Below are 25,242 nucleotides of genomic sequence, written 5' to 3' on the forward strand. Positions count from 1 at the left end.
AAGTACCCTTCGGATATGGTGAAAGAAGCTGCCGACGAATCCGAGATCTGCTGCCCGTCCCGGCTGGTGCTCGACCGCATCGGTGACAAGTGGTCGGTGCTGATCGTGCTGAACCTGGGCGACGGCCCCAAGCGGTTCAGCGAACTGCGGGGGGTGCTTCATCACGTCACGCCCAAGGTCCTCACCTACACACTGCGGGGGATGGAACGCGACGGCCTGCTCACCCGCACGGTCTTCGCCGAGGTCCCGCCCCGCGTGGAGTACGAACTGACCCCGCTGGGCCACTCCCTGCGACCCGTCATGGAGCCGATCACCACCTGGGCCGAGGAGCACGTGGACGAGGTCCTGTCCCTGCGCAAGGCCCACGACACCCGCTCCGCGGACGAGTTCGCGGGCTGATCTCCGAGATGAAGCCGGTCTCGTCCACGGCCAGCACGCCGTCCTCGGCGCCCAGATGCTCCAAAACAAAGCCGCGAACCTCGTCACGGACAGCGTAGACGGACTAGTCGGCCTGGTTCAGCAGCCGTTGCATGCCGTCCGGGCACAGCTCACCAGCCTGCTCGGCCAGAGTCCAGCCGTTCCTGCGTTCCAAGGGCGCGAGCAGCCCGCGCAGATACTCCCTTGCTCACCGACGCGGCTCGGACCTGCGGAAATGTCCACCGATCCGAGCATGCAGAGTGTCGAGACCAGCCGCCCAGCAGTGCACCTCATCAACCGTGACGTCCCCACCCATGCACAGCTCAACGAGAACCCCACCAACCGTCACAGCAAGTGCGGCTGCAGTATTGGACGGCTGACGGGCTGCCTCCAATGAGGTTCTTCAGACGGCCAGCACCCAGGCGAGGGGCTGGTCGTCTGCGATTCATACAGTGCTTTCCCCTTACATAGAGTTACCAAGATGTCAGCGACGCAAGGACACTGAGGAGACTGCCGCAACACTCCCTGAGTTGACAGGGAAACGTTCTGCTGCTTTCCCGCCTCCATGGGCTCGCTGTCCGCCCACATGGAGCGCATGCGCACCTACCCGGACATCGCCGGTGAGGTGCTGCGCCTGGAGTACACGAGAGCGAGCCCTGTCCCGCCGAGGGGTCCTGCCGGTACTGCAGCGCCTTGAGTCGCCTGCGGAGCTGAGTCTCCAACTCGCCGAGGGCGCGGGCGGCCAGGTTGGCCAAGCTCCGCTTGATGTGCGCCCACAGAGCCTCCACCGGGTTGAGGTCGGGCGCATACCCGGGCAGCAGCACCACTGTCAGCCAGTCCCGGCCTTGGGGACCAACGGAACGGCCAGTATCGGTGAGACTGATCTTGAACAGTGGGACGGCCGTGGGACCGTCGATACATGCGACTGAACACCTCAGTTGGCCATTGAGTGCTTCAGTCGGCCACTTTGCTGTTCAGCTAGACGCTGATCGCGACCGCGCGGTCATCTTCACTGGTGAACCCCCGGGCATCCCCGAGGGCGTGGACCTGGCCGACACCGCCGCGCTGGGGATCGCCGGAGTCACCGCGGCACGACCTCGCCGAGGAGGTACCCGACGACATGGCCGAAGTCGTGTTCTGGTTCGATGCCCACGGCATCACCCACATCCACCGCGTTGTCACCGACAACGGCGCCTGCTACCGATCAGGGGACTTCGCCCGCATCGTCGGGAACCGAACCCGACACCGAAAAACCAAGCCCTGAGCTCCTGTATGCGCCCAAGTCGGCGCATACAGGGTAGGGGGTCATCGGGTGATGGGGGTGGCGCCGGTCGCTGCGATGGACAGGTCCCAGAGCCGTGCGGCCGCACCGGTGTCGATGGCGTATTCGCGGACGCCGCCGTCGTCCATGGGCTGGTCAGGGGCGGAGACACGCGCGACGTCGCAGTCTTCGAGGTAGAGCCCGCCGCGGCCGTCGAGGAGTGGAGACGTGGCTGCCCACAGACCGGTGGCGGCACCCTGGGAGGGTGTTTTGAAGTCGGTGCCGATCACGTTGCCGTGCTCGTCCACCCATCCGCGGTCGATCTGCTCCTGGAGTGGCATCTCTCGCTGGAGACCAGTAATGATTTTGCCCGGGTGGAGAGCGAATGCGCGGACGCCGTCGTTGCGCCCGAGGGCATCCAGCTGTACGGCGAACAGGACGTTGGCGGTCTTGGCCTGGCCGTAGGCCAGCCACTTGTCGTAGCCGGTGCGGAAGTGCGGGTCGTCCCAGCGGATGTTGGTCAGGACGTGTCCGGCGGAGCTGTTGACGACGACGCGCGCACCGTCCGCTGAGGCCAGGAGCGGGTAGAGCTCGCAGGCGAGGGTGAAGTGTCCGAGGTGGTTGGCGGCGAGCTGGCCTTCCCAGCCGGGTCCGACGCTGCGCTCCGGGGTGGCCATGACGCCCGCGATAGCCATCAGGAGGTCGAGCCGGTCAATGGAGTCGTTGATCCGCGCGGCGGCGGCGTGCACACTGCCGGGATCGGCCAGGTCCATAGGGATGACCTCGCAGCCTTCCACATCCGCGAGCGCAGACCGGGCGATGTCGGGCCGACGTGCCGGAACGATGACGTGGGCCCCGGCGGTTGCCAGGCTCCGGGTGGTTTCCAGACCGAGTCCGGAGTAGCCCCCGGTCACGACGGCGGTCGCGCCGGAGAGGTCGAGGCCGGTCATGACGTCCTCGGCGGTGCTGGCTGCGGAGTAGGGCGAGCCGAGCGGCTGCTGATCAGTGGTGGTCATGCGCTGACGCTACGATCTAGAGCGAGGTCTAGATCAAGTCGTAGGCTGGGCGGTATGACGACTACCGAGGCGCGTGAGGAGCCACTGAGCATCGGTGAAGTGGCCGAGCAGACCGGGCTCAGCGTGCACGCACTGCGCTTCTACGAGCGTGAGGGCCTGCTGGTCGGACCGGTCCAACGCACCACGGGAGGGCGGCGGCGCTACCGCAATTTTGACGTCGATTGGCTGTTGATCTGCGTCAAGCTCCGGGAATCCGGTATGCCGCTGGCCGACCTCAAGCGGTTCGCTGAGCTGGTGCGACACGGTCCGGGCAACGAGGCGGAACGCCTGCAGCTCCTCGACGCCCACCGGCAGCGCGTCGACGCGCAGATCAATGCGCTGGAGGAGTGCCGTTCCGTCATTGCCTGGAAGGTCGGCGTCTACGCCGAGCATCTCGCTCGTGGTGAGGCCAGCGGGCTCTGGGACCCGACAGCCTGAAGCAAAGAAGCAGTGCCTGCTTGCCAACACCGTCAACAACGTGGTCCGACAGACCTTTGTGTCCCACCGTGACTGTGGTTGGGGCGTCGTCGTGGTCGGTGGTCGGGTCGGGGGTGGCGGGTTTCCTCAAGGTCAGCACAACAGTCCGTTCTGACCTGGGAGTTTGACCATGTCTCCCGCCAAGAGGGGATACCAGTGAGCGCTGCCGAGACCGCTGCGTCGTACACTCCCGGGCCCGCCGAGCCGCTGCCCCCATCAGCTTCTGTCCGCGCTCGTCCAGCACCGGATGGCCACCACCAGCCAACTCCGGCCCGGCTGGGTGACCGAATCAGCGATCTGCAGGCCATGGTCGCGCAGCACCCGCTCGTGGCCGCGCTCGCCCGCGAGGTTCCGCTGGGAGCCGTCGTCCTGGAAGACATCGTCATCCTCGAGAAGCACAGTCCCAGTGGGTCAGAACGCCAGGTGTTGGGCGACGCTCTGTAGGTTGATGAAGGTTGGGTTCGCGACACTCGCGATGAGCATGATCGGTGATCTTGCTGCGCAGCCTGCTTCCACTGTGTGCGCGACGACACCGGGCACGACGCGCCTGGTCGGGCCGTACGCCTCAGTAGGCTTGTGCGCCGAACAGAGGAGCACTGCCCATGAGCTATCGCCTGAAGGCGATCACCCGCGAGGAACATCTGGCCTTCGTCACGGCCCGGCCCTCGGTGAGCCACATGCAGGTCCCCTCATGGGGGGACGTGAAGCCGGACTGGCGGGCGCAGAGTCTGGGCTGGTTCGACGAGGACGGCCGGCTGGTCGGGGCCGGGTTGGTGCTGCTGCGGCCGTTGCCGAAGCTGAAGCGCTACCTCGCCTACCTGCCCGAGGGCCCGGTCATCGACTGGACCGCGGCAGACCTGGAGCGGTGGCTTGAGCCGATGCTCACCTACCTGAAGGGGCAGGGTGCGTTCTCGGTGAAGATGGGGCCGCCAGTCGTTGCCCGCCGCTGGAGCGCCGAGGCGGTCAAAGCCGCGATCGCCGACCCGCAGGCGCGGCACCTGCGGGAGGTGGAGACCACCGCGCACGAGCCGCGGGCCGTCGACCTCGCCGACCGGCTGCGCCGGATGGGCTGGCAGCAGACCGAGCCCGGTGGCGAGGACGGCTTCGCCGCCGGCCAGCCGCGCTACGTCTTCCAGGTCCCCTTCGCCGGGCGGTCGTTGGAGGAGATCCAGAGCGACTTCAACCAGCAGTGGCGCCGCAACATCAAGAAAGCGGAGAAGGCCGGCGTCAAGGTCGTCCAGGGCGGCTACGAGGACCTGCCCGCCTTCTACGCCCTCTACGTCGAGACCGCCGAGCGGGACCGGTTCATCCCGCGCCCGCTGGCCTACTTCCAGCGGATGTGGACCGCACTGCAGGCCGAGGACGACGACCGGATGCGCCTCTACCTCGCCCACGACGAAGGCGAGGTCCTCGCCGCCGCCACGATGCTGACCGTCGGCGAGCACGTCTGGTACTCCTACGGCGCGTCCACCAGCCGCAAGCGCGAGGTCCAGCCGAACAACGCCATCCAGTGGCGGATGATGTCCGATGCCCACGAACTCGGAGCCGCCGTCTACGACTTTCGCGGCATCACCGACACCCTGGACGAGGACAACCACCTGCTGGGACTGCTCCGGTTCAAGGCCGGCACCGGCGGCCAGGCCGTCGAATACCTCGGCGAGTGGGACTACCCCCTCAACAAGGTCCTGCACAAAGCCCTGGACCTTTACATGTCCCGCCGCTGAGACGAGGGCAGCCTCATGCTGATCACCGCCTCAGATGCGGTACGCGCGGAACACCAGCCGCAGGCGGGCAAAGCGGAACTGCTGCCTGCGACGATGCGCTTGTGAGCTATGACCTTGCAGTGTGGGACGGCGACCGCCCACTCGACGACGACCAAGCGGGCTCGACCTACGACGAGCTCTACGAGCGCTACCTGGAGTCGGACGATGTCGTCGTGCCTCCGGCACCACGCATCGTCGCCTATGTGGAAGCGCTCGTCGCGCGGTATCCGGACGACGTCGACCGCAGTGTCGTGTGGGCGTCACCACCGGTCATCGAGGAGGCATCTGGCCCGATCGTGTACCTGCTCATGTCCTACGGCGAGGCCGAGGAAGTGTCCGAATACGCCGCTGTGCTGGCTCGCGAGCGCGGACTCGTCTGCTTCGATCCGCAGGCAGAATGCCTCCGGCCCTGAGCTGCCTGTTCTTTCAGCGGGCAGACCAATGGATCCTCGGACGCCCGCAAACCCTCACCGAGCCCGCGCCGCTCCAGCTCGAGACCGTCCGCAGTCAGTGCCCCGAACTCGACGCCCTTACCCGTCACATTCGGTGCTTCACGACCATGCTCACTGACCGTCAGGGCGAGCGTCTCCCGGAGTGGCTCCACGCCGTCCGACAGGACGAACTGCCCAGTCTCCACACGCTCGCCGCCGGCATCGACCGCGGCCTTGACGCCGGCATCACCGAATTTGGCCTGCCCTGGAGCTCGGGCGCGTTCGATGGGGGACGTCAACCGGATCAAGATGCTCAAGTGTCAGATGTTCGGTTCTGCGGGCTTCGAACTCCTCCGCAAGCACGTCCTGCTCGACGCATAGAACCCAGGTCATAAGTCATCCTCAACACGTCCAAAACCATTAGGGAAGCTGCTCCAAGAACTCGCGGCGCGAAGGATCGGCCTCCTCTGCAGCCATCGAACCGAGTAGGTCGACGAACTCGCTTCGCTGATCACCCCACAGCTGAGTCACCGGATGAGCGACTGTACGTTTCTGAGCTCCGTTCCTCTACGCTCAAGGAGGTCATCAACTACCACATGACATCTGCCCGGTGATGGAGTCGGCGTGGGGTGCGCGTCCCCGCTCCACGCCGCCACTGGACGGCTTCAGGCGCAGCCACGGGTCGGCACATCCGGACGCCGACGACCCCGTTGGCGCGTCCCGCCGGGCGGCGAAAGGGATGCGCCGTGCCTTCGGCTTCGGCGAACTACCGCGCTCTGCTGCGCACTTCGGGTACAGCAGCCTTCTTCCTTCCCGCCGCTGTCGGGCGTCTGGGCATCGCCATGACGGGGGTCGGCATCGTCTGGCTGGTGCACGCACGCACCGGGTCGTATGCCGCTGCGGGTCTCGTCACCGGCGGGTTCGCTGTCGCGGACGCCGTTGCCGGGCCGCAAATCGGGCGCCTTGTCGACCGGTTCGGGCAAGCGCGGGTGCTTCCCTTCGCGCTGGGTGCACATGCGGGGGCCGTGGCGCTGTTGCTCGCCGGCGCCGTTCCGGACATCGTTGCCGGAGTGCTCGTAGGGGCGACGCTGCCCCAGCTCGGTGCCCTGTCCGCCGCTCGCTGGTCCGCCCTGCTGTCCGGCGAACGGGCTGTCGCGCTGCCCACCGCCTTCGCCCTGGAGGCCCTCGCCAACGGTGTGTCCTACCTGGCCGGCCCCGCCCTGGTGAGCGTCCTCGGTGCCGCGGGCCGCCCGGGCGCCGGAGTGCTTGTCGCCGCCGTTCTCGTAATCGGCGGCGGGCTCGCCCTCGCCGCCCAGCGCCGCACCACGCCGCCCCTCACCGGCCACGCCGAACGCCGGCACGCCGGACGCGCCCTGCTCCGCTCCGCATTCCTGCGGCAGGTCGCGCTCGGCCTCACGCTCGGGGTGTTCTTCGGCGCGATGCAGGTGTCCGTCACCGCATACGCCGTCGGACGCGGCACACCGGACGCTGCAGCACCGCTCTACTTCGCCTCCAACTGCACCAACGTGGTGGGTGGTTGGGCCTACGGAGCATGGCGTCACGGCGGCTCACCCCGGCGCCACCAGGCCGCAGCCGCAGCCGGCCTCGCCCTCGCGAGCCTCCCGCTGACCATCCTCGACGCGCCCCTCGCGATCGGCGCCACCCTCGCCCTGACCGGACTCGCTGTCCCTGTCCTACTCATCCTCACGTCCGTCCTCACCGAGTCGTCGGTCCCACGCGCCGTCCTCACCCAGGCGTTCACCTGGGGCAACTCCGCAAGCGCCGCAGGAATAGCGGTCGCCGCGGCGGTCGCGGGACGGGTAGTCGACGGCGGCGGTGCACACGGCGGCTTCGGAGTGGTGGCGGGGGCCGCGGTGGCGATGACGGTGCTGGCGCTCGGCGGTCTGCGGGACTCATCAGCAGCCGGGGACGAACGACGGTGATACCGGTAGGAAGACGCCACCATCAAGACACCGAGGAAGGGGCCGAGCACCCCAAGCGGTGTCAAACCTCACCGACGTTCTCCATCCCACGGTGCAGCAAGGTGATGGGTCCCGGCACGGGACTTGTGCCGCCGCCGGCGCCTTGTCTTCGGTCGGAGCGCTGGCTGCCACTTGCGCGTGGTCCAACGAACCGGCACTCCTCCGTAAGGGCACGCCGCTGAACGAGCTCCGGGGCGTCGAGGAGGGAAACAGCCGCAGCCACTGCGGCCACGCACGGTCCCGTCGCTGACGTGAGGGCCTCGGGGCGGCTGGTGATGCCCGTGGAGGGTTTCTCTGGTGGCGGTGGGCCGGGGGTATTCGACATCCCGGTCAAGGAAGACGTCACCGGAGCGATCAGTTGCGCTGCTCGGCGTCCAGCAGTGCGAGGGCGTTGCGGATGCCCTGTTCGAGGAGTTGGTCGGTGGGGGCGCGGGAGCGTTGCAGAGTCCCTGCCGGCGTCCCGTCACGCCGTCGCCGCCCGCGCCATCATGCCGAAGAGGCTGAGTGACTTCAGGCGTGCCGAGAGTGGATCGCGGAGGGCGAAAGCGTCGGTCTGCGGCGTCAGGTGGGCAGGCGGTTGTTCTTGCGGATCTGCTTGTCGAAGATTCCGGCGGGGACGAGGCGGCGCGCGGTGGTGACGCGTGAGGCCAGCGGGCCGGCGGTGTAGCGCAGCTTCGGCTTCTTGTCGGTGGCCGCGGTGACGATCACCTTGGCCACGACGGCGGGGTCGTCACCGGCCTTCATCGCCTCAGCCATCACCTCGTCGAAGATGCGCCGTCGCTCCGCGTACAAAGGCAGCGGGGTGTCGGGCTGGGAGGCGTTGGTGTCGAAGCTGGTCTTGGTGTAAGCGGGCTGGACGAGCAGGACCCTCACGCCGTGCTCGCGGACCTCGTGGTCCAGTGACTCGGTGTAGCCCTCGATGGCGTGCTTCGAGGCGACGTAGAGGGCCATGAAGGGCTGGGGAGCGACGCCGAGGACGGACGAGACGTTGATGACGCGTCCGCCGTCCTGGGCGCGCATGTGCGGCAGGACGGCCTTCGTCATACGGATGACACCCAGGACGTTGATGTTCAGGACGTTCTGGGCCTGGGCGACGGAGTTCTCCTCGACGGCGCCCGCCGTGCCGATGCCGGCGTTGTTGACCAGGACGTCGATGCGTCCGAACCGGTCGATCACCTCTGCCACCGCGGCGGCGGCCGACTCGTCACTGCCCACGTCGAGATCGAGGTACGCCACCCCGGCGGGCGGGGTGAGCCCGGAGGTCTTGCGGCCGGTTCCGATCACCTCGAAACCCGCCGCGCCGAAGGCGCGGGCCGCCTCCTTGCCGATCCCCGAAGAGGCACCTGTCACGAGAGCCACCGGTCGAGTTGTCGCCATCACGATCTCCTTTGGTTTGAAATACGTCCGTATAACTTACGTTCGTACGACCATAGAGTGATGGTCGACCCCTGACAAGTAGCCATGTCCGACAATCCGGGAAACATGGGGCGCGGCACAGGAAGGCCCGCCGACCTCCGACAAGCCGAAGCGCTCCGGGGGATCGTCGCACGGCGTGTGTGCGCCGCCGTGACCTGCTCCCCATGACACCCATGTGAGTACGGTCATAATTCAAACCTCGCCGGACCCTTGCCTCCGAGCCGGCCTCCCGCTTATTGTCGTACAGTCGTAATGCAAAGGCTCCTAGCCGCAGCACCTCTCCCCGAAAGGGACTTCCCATGAAGTCGCTGGTCTCGCCGAAGCTGAAGCCGGGCAGGGTGGATGAGGTGCGGCAGGCGGAGCGCACGGAGACTGACACGGTCGCAGCACGCCCCACACCGGGTGCCCCCGGCCCACTCGCCTCCTTCGCCCGGTTCGTACTGTTCGGCGGCGGCGTCGGGGTCGCGTCCAGTGCCGCCGTGGCGGAGCTCGCGGGACTCATGCCCTGGGCTGCGGCGAACGCGCTGATCACCGTCGCCTCCACTGCCCTGGGCACGGAACTGCACGCACGCTTCACCTTCGGGACAGGGAGCGCCGGATGGCGCCAGCACTGGCAGTCAGCGGGGTCGGCCGCGGCAGCCTTCGCGGTGACCTCAGCCGCGGTGCTCGTCCTGCACGTGGTGCAGCCGTCGGCTGGAGCCCTCTACGAGCAGGTTGTCTACCTCGGCGCCGCCGGGCTCGCCGGTCTCGGCCGTTTCCTTGTACTGCGGCTGTTCGTCTTCGCCGCCAGTCAGACCCGTACGACAGCGCGGGCCATGGAGCCCGCGCCGGTCCGGGAAGCGGGTCCGCAGGTGTCCTTGCTCCTGCCCGTTCCGGCGCTGTGAGCACCGCAGGCAGCGGCCGAGTTCTTGCTCAGTCGGCGAGCGACGACAGGTGTTCGAGGTGCGTGACCTGCCTTGAGAAGAAGGCGATGTTCGTACGGTCGTCCTGTTCAGTGCGCCGAAGATCAACCCGCCTCCGGGTACCGAGAGCAGCGTCGGCCCGGGCATGACCATCTCCTGAGCCGTGACGCCGAGATCGCCACGCTACGGACGGGCTACCTCGTCGGCCATCAGACGTGAAGCTGTGGCGCGTTCGGCGTCGGCGTCGGTGCTGCCGTCGGTGTGATCGGCGACGAGTTCGTGAGCTGCCGCGTCACGCGACGAACTCTGGCGTCGCCTTCCGACCGCGAGACCGGCCGGCGAGGCCGACCCCGAACCCCGGGGCGACCTCGCCGGCCGGTCTCCGTCCCACCACTCAGCGCGTGCCCTTGCCCAGATGGGTCTCGAACCAACGGGCTGCTTCGTCGGTGACAAGATCCCGGGAAAGGTGAGGCCAGTAGACCCCGTAATGCCCGCCGGAGATCATCACGAGCTCCTTGGGCTCAAGAGCCGCGTCATAGGCTTCCAGAGCGAGCGAGGGCGGAGTCGTCTGGTCGTCGGCGGCGACAACCATCAGCAGAGGCGTCGGGCTGATCCGGCGCATGAACGGACGCACGTCATAGGCCAGCGCCCGTCCAGTCGATCGGATGGTCACGCTGTTCATCCATCCAGGAGCGGGGCCTTGGGGACCGCCCACGAGATACTCGTAGTCCGCCTGGTCCTCGAAGAGGACGGCTTGGTCGGCCGGGTCGGTCGGCATCCGCACCAGCTGGATACGGCCGGGCTCCTCACCCTTGAGCCTTCCTTGCCTGTCGTTGTCCATGTTGTCGTTGATCGCGGCGAGCGCACCTTGGCCGTTTCCCAGTACGAACTGGTCGTAGCCGGAGATGAAGGGCACCTGGCTGACGACAGCTTTCACCCGGCGGTCCATGGCGGCCACGACGAGCACCATTGCCCCGCTGTAGCTTGAGCCCCACAGGCCGATGCGGTCGCTGTCGAGCGCTGGATGCTGCTCCACGAAGGACAGGGCCATCTGCAAGTCCCGCTCCTGGGCGACAGGATCGACGTCCTGGCGCGGCTCCCCGTCGCTGCTGCCGCACGTCCGCTGGTCGTACAGCAGGACTCCGAAGCCCCGAGCGACGAAGGCGTCGGCGACAGATTCGAGGCGGGTGATCGACGACGAGAATCCAGGGGTCATCACGATGGTGGGATGCGGGCCCTCGGAATTCGGGGTCATCACCCAGCCACGCAGGATGACCCCGTTGTCGGCGCGGAACTCGATGTCTTCCTTCACCGACGTCGCCGCGGCCACATCCTGGTTCTTCAGACTCATTTCCTCATCCCTCCGGTATGACGATTGACGGTCGCTCGGGCGAGCGCCGATATGTTGGGCGGGCAGTTCCAGCCGGTTCGGGCAGGGGCGTCATGCGGACAGGTCAAGGAGGACTTTGCCGATGATTCCGGACTCCACTGCCCTGTGGGCATCCGCGATCCGCTCCAGCGGAAAGTGGTGGACGGGCAACCCTCTGTCCTCACCCACGCCGATCACCCCGGCTGCCAGGGCCCTTTCTATGGATGCGACGGCGTTGTCGAGAACGGCGTCGGTCATCTTGTACAGCAGCACGAAGTGCCAGGTGACGCTCTGAGTCATCTGGGACCGGACCGGCATGGTGACGTCGTCGCCGCCGTTGTTGGCGTAGACGACGATCAGCCCGTGCGGTGCGAGGACCGCGAGGTCCAGGCCGACGTTGGTGGACGGAGAGACCTCGACGACGATGTCCACCCCGTCCGGCGCGAGTCGCCGTATCTCGGCGGCGGCTTCCTGCGTGCGGTAGTTCACCACCATCGGGGCGCCGGCGGCCTTCGCAAGGCGGGCCTTGGCTTCACTGCTGACGGTCGTGATCACGGTCGCGCCGGCCCATGTCGCCAGCTGGATCGCAGCATTGCCGACGGCGCCGGCTCCCCCCGCGACCAGCACGGTGACCCCTGCGAGCACCCCCGGTCCGAGCCGGCTCGGGCCTCCGGCACGCAGTGTCAGCGCATGATGAGCAGTGATGAAGGGGACCCCGAGGCCGGCGCCCAACTCCAGAGAGGCCGTGTCGGGCAGCGGGCGGACCAGTCGGGCCGGAATCGTGGCGTACTCCTGCGCGGTCCCCTCCCAACGCTTGAAGGCGACGAGCCACAACCACACCCTGTCCCCCGGCACGAGGTTCTCGACCCCCGGGCCGACGGCGTCCACGATCCCGGAGCCGTCTAGGTGCGGAACCTGAACCCGCCCGTCGGGGATCGGTATGTGGATTCCGCCGATGCGGGTCTTCCAGTCGGTCGGATTGACGCCTGAGTAGTGGATCCTCACGCGAACTTCGCCTGCGCCCGGATCGCGTATGGGGAGGTCGACCATGCGGAGCACGTCGTGACCTCCGGTGGTTGCGTAACCTGCGGCTCTGATCTTCATCACTCCTTTTCTAGGTCCTTGTTGCCGGGATGACCGGGAGGCGGAGAAAGGATGAGTGTTTGCCTCCCAGATGAATCGAAGTGCGTCCTCCGAAGACGGACGCCGGACGATCCGACGGATCGTTGTGCAGGAACGGTCCCGAACCCTGCATGGCGTTCTTGAAGTTCGAGAGTCGAGTCTCCGGCGCCCCGTCGTAAACCCAGTCGGAGCCCCGCAGGGTCAAACTGAGGCGCCAGCCCGGTGGGAGGACCACGCTGGTGGGCCACAGTTCGACATCGAGTTGGTAGATCTCGTAGGGCGTGACCTCGAGTTCCCGCTCATGCGAATGGAACGGCCGATACGGCGTACTGAGACGCTCATCGAGCTCCCGGTGCGACATTCTCAACCAGCCCTTCGTCACTGCGCTGAAGGGGTCGATGGCACCTTGAAACACATGTTCATTCCCAGCCGGGTCAAAGGCGCGCAGCACTGCGAAGATGTCGGCGTCCGTGGAGGTAGTGGATACGAAGAGCCGGCAGGCAACCGGTCCCGTGATCTCGGTGGTCTTCTCCATCGGTTCGGTGGTCCAGGAGACGCCCTCACCGTTGACGTCAAAGGAAACGACCGATTCAGTGGCGGCACCAGGGTGCATTCGATCGATGTCCAGTTGCAGATCGGTCCAGGTCGTCCCGGGAAGTGGCCATGCGTCTTCGTGTCGCACCTCCGTCGTTCCATCGACATGCCGGACCTTCATTTGGATGCGGGGCTGTTCATCCCAGCGGTTGTCTTCGCCCTTGAGGAAGTGATCGAAAAACCGGCGCTGGAGTTCTACGCCATAGTCGGTGTAGAACTCCACCCAATGTTCACCGTCATGGATCTCGAGCCATTTCTGCGTCGAAGACGCCCTGCAAAAGCCTTCGATGTTGCCGCGAAGATGCAGCCCCTGCCCGCCCCAGTTTCCGGCGGACAACAGCGGCACATCAACTTGGGACAGATCAGCCTGGCGCTCACGGTAGGCGTCGATGAACTCGTTGTCGCGGTGAAACTTCGGCAGGTCAGCCCGGTTCGCAGCGAGTTCGGATTCAGTCAGCGTTTGATCGCCGCAGACCAGTTCCCCGGTTGCAGCGCTCCGCGGTCCCGCCTGCCCTCGTCCGTGCTGGACCGACAGCACCTGCATCTCGTACCAGTTCGGCAGCATCATGCTCAGAATTCCGCCATGGCGCGCACCCTCTCGGTAGAAGTCGGAGGCGCCCTCCCATACGCAGATCGCTGCGAGAGGTCCCGGCTTCAGCGCGGCCACCCGCCACTGGTTCATCCCGTAATAGGAGATGCCGTTCAGCCCTACCTTGCCGTTGCTCCACGACTGTCGGCCCGCCCATTCGATGCTTTCGCGAAAGTCCTCGATCTCTCGCGCGGAAAATGGGTCCAGAAATCCAGGAGACCGGCCGGCACCACGAGAGTCCACGCGAACGAGGGCGTAGCCATGGGGAACCCACTTCTCCGGGTCCGCCACCTCCCAGCACTGGTGGGCATTGGTCGACCCGGTCACCGTGTCCGGATGTTCTATAGCCATCTTGTTCCATGCCGTCGGGTACCCGTCGACGAACGCCAGACCTTTCCCATAGGGCCCGTACGTCATGAGTGCTGGATGTTCCAAACCGTCATTCGGACGGAAGACGTCAGCTCGCAGAACGATGCCGTCGTCCATCTCGATCGGCACGTCTCGTTCGATAAGCATCATCTTCGCCACTTCTTCTTGCGTATGCACGTCACCCTCCAGTCCTGCGCCTGCCACTGGGAACTCGCCCACTCCGACGGCTCCAGGTCGTGGGCACGGGCGATGCGGATTCGACGAATTGATCGGTCAGGTGAGTGTTCGGACATCCGCTCGACTGGCCGGCGCGCCACATCGAGGTCAGACCAGAATGCCGCGGTGGAACGGCCCGGCGACATGTGCTCACTCACACTGTGAGTGGCGTGCGATGTGTCCCCGAACATGGAATCGGTCAAGCCGCCCTCCGAGACTGAATGCCCGAGGCGTCGAGCAGGAGCGCCGATGTCTCTCGCAACCGGGAAGGTCGACGCATGCGCGAACCCAAGTCCCGTCAGGCAGTCGTCGTCGGAGGATCGATCGGCGGTCTCACCACCGCGCTGCTGCTGCGGGACCTCGGCTGGGACGTCGACGTCTTCGAGCGATCGACCCGCGACGACGCCCGCGGCGGTGGCATCGTGCTGCAGCCGGACACAGTCCGCTGGTTCACTGAACGAAGTACGCAGGCGCTGGAGAACCTCACCACTTCGACAAATCTCGTCCAGTACCTGGGCAGCGACAATCACGTGGCCCACCGCGAGTACGCGCAGTGGTCCTACAGCTCGTGGGCGACACTCCACTCGGCGCTGCTGCGGGACTACGGGGTCGAACGTTACCGGCGCGGACACCGTGCCGTGGCGGTCGCTCAGGACGCGTCGACTGCGACCGTCGAGTTCGACAATGGCAGCTTTGCAACCGGCGACCTCGTGGTGTTCGCCGACGGGGTGAACTCGGTGGGCCGGCAGTATGTCTCACCGAACACGCCCATCCGGTACTCCGGCTACATCGGGTGGCGCGGCCTCGTGCCAGAGCGTCTGCTGAGCAGTGACACGAATGCGGCTCTTGAGGACTCCGTGACCTACGCGCTCATGCCGGACTCACACATCGTGATGTATCCCGTGCCCAGCCCGATCAAAGACGGCAGAACTGAAAGGCTCATGAACTTCGTCTGGTATCGCAATGTTCCGGCGGGACGGCAACTCGATCAGTTCCTTGGGGGCGAATCCGCCGGGATTCTGTCATTGCATCCGAACCAGGTTCCGCACGTCGAGGTCGACCGAATGCAGATCGACGCAGCTCGCGACCTACCGCCCGCGGCGGCCGAGGTCGTTTCGCGCTGCGGCGCTCCCTACGTCCAGGTCGTCAGTGACATTCGCGCTGCACAGATGGTCCGAGGTCGGGTCGCAATACTCGGTGACGCCGCATGCGCCGCTCGCCCGCACGCGGCGGCCGGCACCGCCAAGGCCGCTGCCGACGCGTGGAGTCTGGCCACGGCAATCGAAAAGACCGACGGCCTGGACCAAGCCCTTCAGGTCTGGGAGCCGATTCAACTCGCCCTGAGTGCTCGGCTCGAGTCGCGCGTCCAGGCCATGGGCGAGCGTTCACAGTTCGAAAACTCTTGGCACCCAGAGGATCCCGAGCTCCGGTTCGGTCTCTATGGACCGGGAATCTAACGGATGGAGCATCATGAGTGAGAAGTCCCGGGATAGTCGGAAAATGCCCGTCGTGAGCAGCCTTGATCTTCCCCTGGCAGGCGAAATGATAGCCAGCGACTTTTCCGGCTGGACTGATCAGCTGATCGAGGAGTTCCGCCTTCATGCCCAGGATGGGCATGTGGGTTCGCGTCTGCTCAGCGAAAATCGCCGTGTCCGGGTCTGGGAGATTCGGCTGGCGCCAGGTGAACGTTGGCACGCTCATCGTCACGTGCTCGATTACTTCTGGACAGCGATCACGTCCGGCCGCAGCATTCAGCACACGCACGACGGAACGACTCGCGCAGTGGAGTACGAAGCAGGCGAAACGCGTCATTTCAATTTCGCACACGGCGAGTTTCTGCTCCATGACATCGAAAACGTGGGTGCGACCGACCTCGTATTCACGACGGTCGAACATCTCGACAGCGAGAACTCACCCCTGCCGATCGAGCCTGGGTGAGCACCCCTCCAGGCCGGCTCCTGTCATACCCTTGAGCCGGGGTCACAGGCGACCATCACTTGCGCGTCGTCAGGCTGGAGGGCACCTCTTGAGCAAGCCGATACCTCACGAAGTGACGCCAACCGCTGTGTGGATCGCGGCGCTCGAGTTGCTGGCCCGTCAGGCCGGGGCAGGGAGTTCGTCCGAAGACCTGCACCAGAGACTGGTCGCGGTGGGGCGACAGCTCACCGGCTTCGACTTCTGCGCGGTTCTCCTCCCCGACGAGTCAGGAACTCAGCTGCTCATCCGTGCCTGGGCGGGTTTGGACACCTTCTACGTCGAGCAGATCAACTCCCGGAACCCGTTGACGCTTGGTAGCACCGCGAGACAGTCGCCCTCCAGCAGGGCCTATACCTCCGGCGTTTCCGTTTGGGTATCCGACATCACGCAGCATGCCGACTTCACTCAATGGTCCGGTCCGGCGCGGGCGCAGGGCTATAGGACGCTGTTGGCTGTTCCGCTGCGGGCGGGAGACCAGATCGTCGGAACCTTCAACTGTTACAACCGAGAGGTCATCGCCCCGGATCCCCAGCTTCGCCACTTGGTCGAGGCCCTGACGGATTTTGCGAGCGCGGCTCTCGAAATCACGCGGCTCCGCCAGGCGGAGACCGGCCGAGTGAATCAGCTCGAGAATCTCAACAAGGAACTACGCGACCGACAGGCGCGGGACGAGCGATCTCAGGAGTTGCATCGTCGCCTTACCGATGTGGCGCTCACCAACTCGGATCTCGCCCACCTCGCACACGAGTGCGCGCAGATGGTGGGCGCTGGGTTCCTGAAGATCGTCGACGAATCGGGTTTCGTGCTGGCCCAGGCAGGGTCGGACTCGGTCGAAGACCTGACGCCGGCGGACTCGAACTCGACAGTGGTTCTCCTGCACGGAGAGGTAGCTGCGCGAATCCAAGCTTTCGGCGCGACCCTCGACCCCGACATGGCAGCTCGCGCACTGGAGCACGCGGCAACCGTCTGCGCGCTCCTCCTGCTGCGCGACCGGACCGCGGCGGAGGCCGAAGCCCGATTCAGAGACGATCTGATCGGGGACCTTTGTTCTGGCGACCCTGAGCGCCGCACGGCGGCCAGGCAGCGCGCACTACGAGCGAACCTGCTCGTCGATGAGGTTCAGGTAGTCGTGATGAAGGATCAAAGCGAAGTCGCTGCCGCCCAAATCGACAACTCGCCGCTCGGGCGCCGGATGCGATCCATTTCGAGCCGCCGACCCCGCCTTGTCTGCGGTCGGCTCGGCGACTACTGGGTCGCTCTTTGGCCGATCAATGAAGGTGCACAGGACATAGCCGCCACGCTCACGCAGGGCGCGATCGGCTCTCGGGTTCACGCAGTTGTGGCCCCGGCCGGCGGTTCGGAAGACCTGGCCAGGGCATTCCGGATGGCACGTGGCGCGCTTGAACTCGGCGGCTCCCAGGCTCCGCTGGTTCGCACCATCGAGGACCTGGGGGTGGTGGGCCTGTTGCTCCAGCTGGAGGACCAAAGGGCCGTCGCGAGCTTCAGTGATCGCGTGCTGGGTGCACTGCGCCAGAGCGATCTCGAGCGCTCGACAGACCTGATCCTCACCCTGAGAACCTACTTGGCCCATGATTGCCGCGCCGATGTGTCCGCTCAGAAGCTCTTCGTGCACAAGAACACGATCTCCCAGCGGCTTCGGCGTATCGAGAAGCTGACGGGACTCTCTCTCGCAAGTCCTTCAGACGTCTTGCAGTTCAGTGCCGCCCTGGCGGCTGACGACATCCGGTCAGCATCGGCTCCGTCGGCGATGTCAGAGTGAGGCCCCGGCGCACTGGACGAGTTGCTGCCCGGTGATCGCTCCGCCGTCCGGGCCGAGGAGGAACGCGGTCAGGCCGGCGACCTCGTCGGTAGAGACGAACCGACCGAGGGGCGGGTGTGCCGGGGGTGTGCGGGCGCGGCCGGGGTCGGACAGCATCGGAGTGTCGGTCGGGCCGGGGGCGATCACGTTGACGGTGATGCCACGGCCGGCCAGTTCCGCGGCCCAGGAGCGCGCGAGCGCGGGCAGGGCGGCCTTGGTCGCGGCGTACTGGCTCTTGCCGGGTACGCCGGTGGCGGTACGGCTGCCGACGAGGACCACGCGGGCCCCGTCGGGCAGGCGGTCGGCGAGCGTGTCGACGAGGATCGTGGCGGCATGGACGTGTACCCGCCACATCAACTCGCCGTCTTCGGCGGACAGTTCGCCCAGCGGTGCCGAGCGCTGGAGCCCGGCGGCGTGCACGACGGCGTCAGGAGCGGGCACGCCGTCGAGGATCCGGACCAGCTCGGTGGGCTCGGCCAGATCCGCCGGGAGCCAGGTCAGCCCTGGTGCGGGGACCGGACGGCGGCGGCTGATCCCGGTGACCCGCCATCCCTCCCGCAGCAGGCGACCACAGATCGCCTCGCCGATCCCCGAGCTGACGCCGGTGACCAGGGCGTGCCGTGTCTCAGTCATGGCACACCCGCCCGGCCCGCGTCCCGGCGTGCTCGGCGCTCTCCGTCGAGGTCATGAGGGTGACGCCCGGTGTTCCTGCTCGGTGGACGCCGCCACCTCGGTCAGTACCACCTCGACGCCTCGCCCGCGCAACTCGGCCACGATCGACGGGTCGGCGCCGTCGTCCGTGACGAGGGTCCAGCCGGCCGGGAGCTTCGCCCAGGCGTGGAAGGGGCGGCGGCCGAGCTTCGCCGCGTGAGCGAGGACGTACACATGGTCGGCGCGGCGGGCCATCAGTTCCTTCAGGCGCGTCTGGCGCAGGTCTGCCTCACAGATGCCGTGCTCCGGGGAGACGCCGTCGGTGCCGAGGAAGACCCGGTCGAAGGTCATCCGTTCCAGCGCGGCCTCCGTCAGAGGACCGACGAAGCCCTGGCTCAGCGGCCGCAGCGTGCCGCCGAGACACTCGACGTGCACCGTCTCGACGTCGGAGAGTTCCTGCAGGGCCGTCAGGCCCGTGGTCGCGACCGTCAGTTCCTTCGCGGAGCGCAGTTCGTGGGCGAGGGCGCCCACGGTCGATCCGGCGTCCAGCAGCACCGTCTCACCGGCGCGCACCTCGATGGCGGCCCGGCGTGCGATGGCCCGCTTCTCCTCGAACGCCTCGCCCGTACGCTGCCGGAGGGACGCCTCGGGATGGGCGGTCAGCGCCATGGCACCGCCGTAGGTGCGAGCCAGCCGGCCGTCGGCGGTCAGCTTGGCGAGGTCACGGCGGATGGTGGAGGGCGTGACACCGAAGCGTCGCGACAACTCCTCCACGCTGGTGAGGCCGGTCGTGGTGGCCACGTACAGAATCCGTTCGCGCCGGGCCTTGGATCCGAGGGGAGACATCTGTCGTGGAGTCCTTCTCTACGCGGACTGAGGACTGCGGACTGCGAGCGGCGGTCTCAGCGGACCGGTACGGACGACATCTCGGCTGCCTGGCGCACGGCCTCGACCATGCTACCGGCCTCGGCCACGCCCTTGCCCGCGATGTCGAAGGCCGTTCCGTGGTCCACCGAGGTGCGGATGACGGGCAGTCCCACGGTCAGGTTGACGCCCGACTCGATTCCCAGCACCTTTACCGGGCCGTGCCCCTGGTCGTGGTACATCGCGACGATCAGGTCGTAGTCGCCGCGTCCGGCGAGGAAGAAGGCGGTGTCGGCCGGGAGGGGGCCGCGGGCGTCGATGCCGTCCTTGCGCAGCACGTCGAGGGCGGGGACGATCTTCTCCTCCTCCTCGCCGTAGCCGAACAGTCCGTTCTCGCCCGCGTGCGGGTTGATGCCGCAGACGCCGATCACCGGCTTCGCGACGCCGGCCCGCACCATCGCGTCGTGACCGCGGCGCACTGTGCGCTCGACCAGGCCGGGCTCGATGCGCCGTACGGCGTCGATCAGGCCGATGTGGGTGGTGACGTGGATGACCTTCACCTTGGGGGTGGACAGCATCATCGACACCTCGTCCACGCCGGTGAGGTGGGCCAGCAACTCGGTGTGGCCCGGGTAGAGATGCCCGGCGGAGTGCAGGGCCTCCTTGTTGAGGGGTGCGGTGCAGATGCCGTGCACGGCGCCCTTCAGCGCGAGGTCCGCGGCCACCCGTACGTACTGGTAGGCGGCCTCGCCGGCGAGGGCGGACAGTTCGCCCCAGGGCAGGTCGGCGGGGAGCAGGTCCAGGTCCACGACGTTGACGCGGCCCGGTGGGAACTCGGCCTCGCCCGGGGCGGTCACGGAGACGATGTCGCAGTCGACACCCAGGATCGCGGCGGCCTGCCACAGCCGCCCGGCATCACCGATGACGACGGGACGGCAGCGGGCGAGGGTGTCCGGGTGCAGCAGCGCCGGGACGATCACCTCGGGGCCGATGCCCGCGCCGTCTCCCATGGTCACCGCGATGAGCGGCAGCGAACGGTGGTTGTCGGCGGTCGGGATCGCGTTCACCGGGAGGTCTCCTTGCGGTGGGAGGTGGGGGAGGTCCGGCCGGAGCACCGTGGCGATCCGCAGCAGGGAATCGGTGTCGCCGAAGCTGCCGGGCCGGGTGACGACATGGCGTCCGTCGGGCGTGAGTGCGTGGACGGCGCCGTGGTGGATCTGGCCGAGCGGCGCCAGGTGAGCGACGCCGAGCGCGTCGAGAACGCGGCGGGCGGTCTCTCCACCCGTCAGGACGAGGTCGGCATCGCTCGCGCGGTCGGCGGCGAGGCGGGCGAGTGCGGACACCAGACGGCGTCCCGCACCGGGCTGGACGCCCGGGCCGCTGTCGATGCTGAGGACGGTGACATCGGCCAGAACGTCGGAGTTCATGACGCCCGAGTTCATTACTTCGGGGTTCACGGATAGATGACGGGCGCCGCGCTCCGTGAGTTGCGCGATCTGCGCAGGCGCGGAGGGATCGGCGGTGCCGACGACGACCAGGAGGGGCCGTCGTCGGCGTACCCCGGCCTGAGCCGGAGCCGCTTGTCCCACCGTGATGGCGGCCGGCGTCCCCTCGGTACGCCTCAGCAGGCGGCCGACCGCCGCGGCGATGCCGCTCGTGCCCGTCAGGCGGACGCCGGGCCCGCAGGCGAGGGCCGCCTCGGCGATCAGGTCCAGGTCCGAGTCCGTCTCGGCGTCGCACACCGGAAGGTGTCCGGCGCTGACCGCCGCGCGCAACACGGCGCGCAACGAGCCGTCCCGTACCGCCTCCAGCGGGACGGGCGTCGTACGGGCGTCCCCGAGCGCGGCGGAGATCGACGGTGGGGGCGCGGTGCTCTCCGCCCGCCAGGCGTCCGTGGTGTGCAGGGGGACGCCGTCGAGATGGACGACACCGCCGCGGACCGTGCGGCCGAGGGCGGGCAGGGCGGTGGCGACGACGACGCCCTCGGCGCCTTCCGCGCAGGCGGCCGTCTCGGCGGCGAGGTTGCCCCGCAGCAGCGAGTCGGCCTTCTTGAGCACCAGAACGTCCGGGGGCACGGATCGCAGGGCCTCGCGTACCCGACCGGCCGCCTCGGCCGCGGGCAGGCACCGGCAGTCGAGGTCGACCACGACGGCCTCACCGTACGCGGGCGGGTCCAAGGACGCCGGACCGAGCACGATCCGGCCCGGCAGGCCGAGCGCCACCGCGGTCTCCGCCGCCCCGGACAGGTCGTCGGCGAGCGCGAGGACACGTCGTGGTGCCGTCCCCACGCGGAGGGGGGAGGAGGGGAAGGGCACGTCATCCTCCTGGACCTGTAGTCGAAGGGGCACGCTGGGCGCCCTCGGCGCTCGATGATGGCACATCCTGCGCGATCCGCGCGAGACCTCTTGCGTGATCCGCGCAATCGTGGAACGGTTTCCGGCGCGACAGAAACCGACGGCAACCGACGGCCTCCTGCGGGACCGGACGCCGTTCCGAGCCGGTCGCCGCACAAAAAAAACCCGAGAGGTCGACGATGACCCGAACTCCACCGAGTGAGACGCCCAGCCGTCGCACCCTGCTGCGCTGGGGCGCCGCGGGCGGCGCCGGTCTCGCTCTCTCCCCGCTGGCCGCCTGCGCCGGACCCACCGGCGCCCCCGGCCCCGGCACCCTCACGCTCGGGCTGAACCGCTCGCTGGTCAGCCTGGACAACAAGCTCAACCAGTTCGACGCCGCGGTGACCGTGCAGCGCGCCGTGCGGCAGGCCCTCACGGCCATCGGTCCGGACATGCGACTCGCACGGGTCCTCGCCGACCGGTTCGAGATGACCGCGCCGACCACCTGGAGCGTCCGCCTGCGCGACGGGATCCGCTACTCGGACGGCCGGCCCGTGACCGTCGACGACGTGGCCACCGCGGTGCGGATGTACGGAAGGGTCGCCGGCTCGTTCATCCTCGGCCTGTTCCCCGAACTCCCCGACGTCGAGGCGACCGGCGAACGCACCTTCCGGCTCCACACCCGCAAGCCGGTGCCCGTCCTGGACCGCCTGATGGCCAACATCCTCATCACCCCCGCGAAGGACAACCGGCCCGAGGAACTCCGTTCCGGTGTCGGCACCGGCCCCTACCGGGTGGCCGGCGCCAACAGCGGCGCGGGCGAATACACCCTGGCCCGTGTTCCGGGGTACTGGGGCGGGCGGCCGCCCGTCGAACGGGTCCGGGTCCGCTTCGTACCCGAGGAGTCGAGCAGGGTCGTCGCCCTGCGCAGCGGCGAACTGGACGTCATCGACACCATCACGCCCGACTCCGCCGAACAGCTCACCGGACTGCCCGGAGTGCACCTGGAACAGACCTCCGGGGTGCGGATCTGCCAGCTCTTCTACAACTTCCGCAAGCCGAAGAAGCACCCGCTCGCCGACGCCCGGGTGCGCCAGGCGCTGACGTACGCCATCGACGGCGAGTCCCTCGTCCGGGACGTGCTCACCGACTCGGCCGAGCAGGCACAGGGAGTGGTCCCCCTCAGTCTCCAGGGCGCCGAACGCACCGGCCGCTATGCCCACGACCCGTCACGGGCACGGCAGTTGCTCAGGTCCCTGGGCGCCGACGGGCTGCGCATCAAAATCATCTGGGAGTCGGGCGAGTTCGCCGCGGACGCCTCCGTGATGGAGGCCGTCGCGGAGATGCTGAAGGAGGTCGGTGTGCGCGCCGCCCTGCAGCAGTTCGAGCCCGGCGGCGACATCCTCAAGTGGCGCCAGGGCAAGGGAGGCGACTGGGACGTCATCGGCAACGGCTTCCCCGGCACCACCGGCCAGGCCACCACCATGCTGCAGGCGATGTACGCGGGCACGGCCGAGGACGAGCGCACCGGTGACGCGTTCATGGGCTACGTCATCCCCGGCATCGCCCGACAGCTGTCCGACGCGGCCACCGAGACCGACCCCGCCACCCGTGACCGCAAGCTGGCCGCCGCCCAGCACGCCGTCTGGGACACCTGGCCGGCCATGTGGGCCTTCGTGCCGAAGACCGTGCTCGCCCGCCGCGCCCGCGTCGACGGCGTCCGGCTGCTGCCGATCAACTCCTACGACCTGATGCCCGTACGACTGGAGGGCTGAGCCGTGACCAAGTACCTCGCCCGCCGTCTCGGCCAGAGCCTGCTGACCATCTTCCTGACCGTCTCCACGGTCTTCGTGCTGGTCCGGCTCGCCCCCGGAGACCCCGCCGCCGCATACGCGCCGCCGAGCGCCACCACCGCCGACCTGGGGCGGATCCGCGCCCAGTTCGGCCTCGACAAGCCATTGATCACCCAGTACGGGATCTTCCTGCGCGACCTGCTGAGCGGCGACCTCGGTACCAGCTACTCCTTCCACGACTCCGCCCTCAGCGTGGTCCTGGACCGCATGCCGTACACGATCACGCTCTCCGTCGCGGCGATCGCCGTCACCGTGGCCGTCGCGGTCCCGCTGGGGGTGTGGATGGCCCGCCACGCCGACACCCCGCGCGAACTCGGCGCCAACGTCCTGACCATCACCGGACAGTCCATGCCGGACTTCTGGACCGGCGTGATGCTGTTGACCGTCTTCGCCGTGCTGCTGCCGGTACTGCCCGCCTCCGGCTTCACCTCCTGGAGCGGCCTCATCCTGCCGACCGTCACCATCGCGGCCCTCCAACTCGCCCTCGTCTCACGGCTCGTACGCCGCGAGATGACCACGGCGCTCGCCTCGCCGTACATCACCGTGGCCCGCTCGCGCGGTGTCTCCGAACGGGCCCTCACCTGGCGGTACGCGCTCGCCAACTCGTCTGTCCCGCTGGTCACCGCGGTCGGCACCCGCTTCGCGGCACTGCTCAACGGCGTCGTGCTGGTCGAGGTCGTCTTCGGCTGGCCCGGCGTCGGTTCCCTGGTCGTCCGCGCCCTGGAGACCCGCGACTACCCGCTCATCCAGGCAACCGTCCTGGTCACGGCGACCCTCGCCATCCTCGTCCAGCTCCTCGTCGACCTCGCCTACCCGCTCCTCGACCCGCGGGTCCGACTCGGAAAGGCGGCCTGACCATGTCCGCCACGCTCACACCGTCCGCCGGCAGCGCCCGGTCCAGTGCCGTCACCGCCCGGCACCTGGCCCGCGCCACCGCCACCAGGCAGCGGCGCAGCGCCCGCTTCAAGCTGTGGGCGGGAGCCCTGTGCACCGCGCTGGTCGCCCTGCCGGTGGTCCTCGCGAGCCTGCTGCCGCTGCCGGACCCGGACGCCCAGAACCTCGCGGGGCGCCGACTGCCGCCGCTCACCGGCGGGCACCTGTTCGGCACCGACCAGCTCGGACGCGATCTGCTCTCCCGCGTCCTGCACGGTGGCCAGGTGTCGCTGACCGTGGGCGTCCTCGCCGTCGTCGTCTCCGGGCTCATCGGGATCGTCGCGGGCTCGGCGGCCGGCTACTTCGGGGGCTGGATCGACACGGTCGTCAGCCGGCTCCTCGAAGCCCAGATGGCGCTGCCCCTGCTGATGATGCTGCTGCTCGTCGTCGCCCTCTTCGGCCCGTCGGTCACCGTTATCACCTGTGTGATCGCGATCGCCCAGTGGCCGGAAGTGGCCCGCCTGACCCGCTCCCTGGTCCTGGTCGAACGCGAGAAACCGTATGTGGCGGCCGCCCGTCTGCTCGGTATGCGCAGCTGGTCCGTCCTGGGACGGCACATCGTCCCCAATGTCCTGCGCCCCGCGAGCCTGGTGGTCCTGCTGCTGCTCGCCCAGGCCGTGCTCCTGGAGAGCGCCCTCAGCTTCCTGGGCGCCGGACCCCAGCGGCCGTTCGCCACCTGGGGCCGCATCATCTCCGACGGCCAGGACTACATCACCACCTCCTGGTGGCTGGTCACGCTCCCCGGCCTGGTCATCGCCGTCCTCGTCGTCGGCGTCAACCTCATGGGCGACGGCCTGCGCGACCGCATCCGTACAACCAAGACAACCAAGCCCGCGAAGGGAGCCTGAG

Annotated in this window: 21 protein-coding genes and 3 pseudogenes; 14 read left to right on the forward strand and 10 right to left on the reverse strand. The window is 67.9% G+C overall.

The genetic code is table 11. The features are described from left to right. Positions 1 to 15 precede the first annotated feature (15 nt). Complete coding sequence (locus tag RNB18_RS28440; protein ID WP_311716949.1) at positions 16 to 399, forward strand: winged helix-turn-helix transcriptional regulator; 384 nt, start codon at positions 16 to 18, stop codon at positions 397 to 399. Position 400: 1 nt separating this feature from the next. On the opposite strand, the pseudogene RNB18_RS28445 reads toward RNB18_RS28440, so the two are convergent. Together RNB18_RS28445 and RNB18_RS54135 are read right to left on the reverse strand one after the other, a co-directional pair. Beyond that, positions 401 to 733 (reverse strand): annotated as a pseudogene (locus RNB18_RS28445) (transposase); the annotation flags it as partial. A gap of 343 nt (positions 734 to 1,076) precedes the next feature. Then, a pseudogene (locus tag RNB18_RS54135) lies at positions 1,077 to 1,259 on the reverse strand (transposase); the annotation flags it as partial. Positions 1,260 to 1,537: 278 nt separating this feature from the next. On the opposite strand from RNB18_RS54135, the gene RNB18_RS28455 reads away from it, so the two are divergent. Continuing rightward, a complete protein-coding gene (locus RNB18_RS28455) occupies positions 1,538 to 1,681 on the forward strand; it encodes a hypothetical protein (RefSeq protein ID WP_394817681.1) in 144 nt (47 codons plus the stop codon). 41 nt (positions 1,682 to 1,722) lie between these two features. Here the strand turns inward: RNB18_RS28455 and RNB18_RS28460 are convergent, their stop codons facing one another. Then, on the reverse strand, positions 1,723 to 2,694 hold the full coding sequence (locus tag RNB18_RS28460; RefSeq protein WP_311716951.1) for an SDR family NAD(P)-dependent oxidoreductase: 972 nt from the start codon (positions 2,692 to 2,694) through the stop codon (positions 1,723 to 1,725). A 54-nt stretch (positions 2,695 to 2,748) separates the two neighbouring features. Here RNB18_RS28460 and RNB18_RS28465 point away from each other — a divergent pair, with 54 nt between their 5' ends. The 5 genes and pseudogenes from RNB18_RS28465 (at position 2,749) to RNB18_RS28485 (ending at position 7,347) form a co-directional block, all read left to right on the forward strand. After that, positions 2,749 to 3,171, forward strand: coding sequence for a MerR family transcriptional regulator (locus tag RNB18_RS28465; protein WP_311716952.1), 423 nt, complete (start codon positions 2,749 to 2,751; stop codon positions 3,169 to 3,171). 312 nt (positions 3,172 to 3,483) lie between these two features. Continuing rightward, positions 3,484 to 3,654: pseudogene (locus RNB18_RS54140) on the forward strand (replication-relaxation family protein); the annotation flags it as partial. 158 nt (positions 3,655 to 3,812) lie between these two features. After that, positions 3,813 to 4,934, forward strand: a complete 1,122-nt coding sequence (locus tag RNB18_RS28475; RefSeq protein WP_311716954.1) for a lipid II:glycine glycyltransferase FemX — start codon at positions 3,813 to 3,815, stop codon at positions 4,932 to 4,934. Positions 4,935 to 5,035: 101 nt separating this feature from the next. Next, positions 5,036 to 5,386 carry a hypothetical protein gene (locus RNB18_RS28480; RefSeq protein ID WP_311716955.1) on the forward strand — a complete coding sequence of 117 codons (351 nt, stop codon included), beginning with the start codon at positions 5,036 to 5,038 and terminating at the stop codon, positions 5,384 to 5,386. 764 nt (positions 5,387 to 6,150) lie between these two features. Beyond that, complete coding sequence (locus RNB18_RS28485) at positions 6,151 to 7,347, forward strand: MFS transporter (protein ID WP_311716956.1); 1,197 nt, start codon at positions 6,151 to 6,153, stop codon at positions 7,345 to 7,347. Between the two features lie 600 nt (positions 7,348 to 7,947). On the opposite strand, the gene RNB18_RS28490 is transcribed toward RNB18_RS28485, so the two are convergent. Further along, complete coding sequence (locus RNB18_RS28490) at positions 7,948 to 8,763, reverse strand: oxidoreductase (RefSeq protein WP_311716957.1); 816 nt, start codon at positions 8,761 to 8,763, stop codon at positions 7,948 to 7,950. 338 nt (positions 8,764 to 9,101) lie between these two features. Between RNB18_RS28490 and RNB18_RS28495 the strand changes: the two genes are divergently transcribed. Then, positions 9,102 to 9,686, forward strand: a complete 585-nt coding sequence (locus RNB18_RS28495) for a hypothetical protein (RefSeq protein WP_311716958.1) — start codon at positions 9,102 to 9,104, stop codon at positions 9,684 to 9,686. Positions 9,687 to 10,098: 412 nt separating this feature from the next. Here RNB18_RS28495 and RNB18_RS28500 read toward each other — a convergent pair whose 3' ends face one another. The 3 genes from RNB18_RS28500 to RNB18_RS28510 all read right to left on the reverse strand — a co-directional run bounded on the left by RNB18_RS28500 (position 10,099) and on the right by RNB18_RS28510 (position 13,924). Continuing rightward, positions 10,099 to 11,034 (reverse strand): alpha/beta hydrolase, encoded by a 936-nt coding sequence (locus RNB18_RS28500; protein ID WP_311716959.1) that lies wholly within the window; start codon positions 11,032 to 11,034, stop codon positions 10,099 to 10,101. 111 nt (positions 11,035 to 11,145) lie between these two features. Continuing rightward, a complete protein-coding gene (locus RNB18_RS28505; RefSeq protein ID WP_311716960.1) occupies positions 11,146 to 12,177 on the reverse strand; it encodes an NADPH:quinone reductase in 1,032 nt (343 codons plus the stop codon). 10 nt (positions 12,178 to 12,187) lie between these two features. Then, complete coding sequence (locus tag RNB18_RS28510; RefSeq protein ID WP_311716961.1) at positions 12,188 to 13,924, reverse strand: CocE/NonD family hydrolase; 1,737 nt, start codon at positions 13,922 to 13,924, stop codon at positions 12,188 to 12,190. A 317-nt stretch (positions 13,925 to 14,241) separates the two neighbouring features. Here RNB18_RS28510 and RNB18_RS28515 point away from each other — a divergent pair, with 317 nt between their 5' ends. The 3 genes from RNB18_RS28515 to RNB18_RS28525 all read left to right on the forward strand — a co-directional run bounded on the left by RNB18_RS28515 (position 14,242) and on the right by RNB18_RS28525 (position 17,720). Continuing rightward, entirely contained in the window at positions 14,242 to 15,420 is a 1,179-nt protein-coding gene (locus RNB18_RS28515) for an FAD binding domain-containing protein (RefSeq protein ID WP_311716962.1), read from the forward strand. 13 nt (positions 15,421 to 15,433) lie between these two features. Beyond that, positions 15,434 to 15,901, forward strand: coding sequence for a cupin domain-containing protein (locus RNB18_RS28520; protein ID WP_311716963.1), 468 nt, complete (start codon positions 15,434 to 15,436; stop codon positions 15,899 to 15,901). A gap of 88 nt (positions 15,902 to 15,989) precedes the next feature. Further along, on the forward strand, positions 15,990 to 17,720 hold the full coding sequence (locus RNB18_RS28525) for a helix-turn-helix domain-containing protein (RefSeq protein WP_311716964.1): 1,731 nt from the start codon (positions 15,990 to 15,992) through the stop codon (positions 17,718 to 17,720). Here RNB18_RS28525 and RNB18_RS28530 read toward each other — a convergent pair. Genes RNB18_RS28530 through pdxA form a run of 3 tightly spaced genes read right to left on the reverse strand, consistent with a single transcriptional unit; the run spans position 17,712 to position 21,589 of the window. Beyond that, a complete protein-coding gene (locus tag RNB18_RS28530) occupies positions 17,712 to 18,392 on the reverse strand; it encodes an SDR family NAD(P)-dependent oxidoreductase (protein WP_311716965.1) in 681 nt (226 codons plus the stop codon). The two genes, RNB18_RS28525 and RNB18_RS28530, sit on opposite strands and share 9 nt — an antisense overlap. Positions 18,393 to 18,443: 51 nt before the next feature. Further along, positions 18,444 to 19,256: a DeoR/GlpR family DNA-binding transcription regulator gene (locus RNB18_RS28535; protein ID WP_311716966.1), complete on the reverse strand. Its 813-nt coding sequence runs from the start codon at positions 19,254 to 19,256 to the stop codon at positions 18,444 to 18,446. 56 nt (positions 19,257 to 19,312) lie between these two features. Further along, on the reverse strand, positions 19,313 to 21,589 hold the full coding sequence (gene pdxA / locus RNB18_RS28540) for a 4-hydroxythreonine-4-phosphate dehydrogenase PdxA (protein WP_311716967.1): 2,277 nt from the start codon (positions 21,587 to 21,589) through the stop codon (positions 19,313 to 19,315). 218 nt (positions 21,590 to 21,807) lie between these two features. Between pdxA and RNB18_RS28545 the strand changes: the two genes are divergently transcribed. From RNB18_RS28545 to RNB18_RS28555, 3 genes are read left to right on the forward strand one after another with little or no spacing between them, the layout of a single operon-like run. After that, positions 21,808 to 23,382, forward strand: coding sequence for an ABC transporter substrate-binding protein (locus RNB18_RS28545; protein WP_311716968.1), 1,575 nt, complete (start codon positions 21,808 to 21,810; stop codon positions 23,380 to 23,382). 3 nt (positions 23,383 to 23,385) lie between these two features. After that, positions 23,386 to 24,315 (forward strand): ABC transporter permease, encoded by a 930-nt coding sequence (locus RNB18_RS28550; protein ID WP_311716969.1) that lies wholly within the window; start codon positions 23,386 to 23,388, stop codon positions 24,313 to 24,315. Positions 24,316 to 24,317: 2 nt separating this feature from the next. Continuing rightward, positions 24,318 to 25,241 (forward strand): ABC transporter permease, encoded by a 924-nt coding sequence (locus RNB18_RS28555; RefSeq protein ID WP_311716970.1) that lies wholly within the window; start codon positions 24,318 to 24,320, stop codon positions 25,239 to 25,241. Position 25,242: the final 1 nt, after the last annotated feature.

The organism is Streptomyces doebereineriae (genome assembly GCF_031845645.1).
In the GTDB taxonomy this organism is placed as follows: Bacteria; Actinomycetota; Actinomycetes; order Streptomycetales; family Streptomycetaceae; genus Streptomyces; species Streptomyces canus.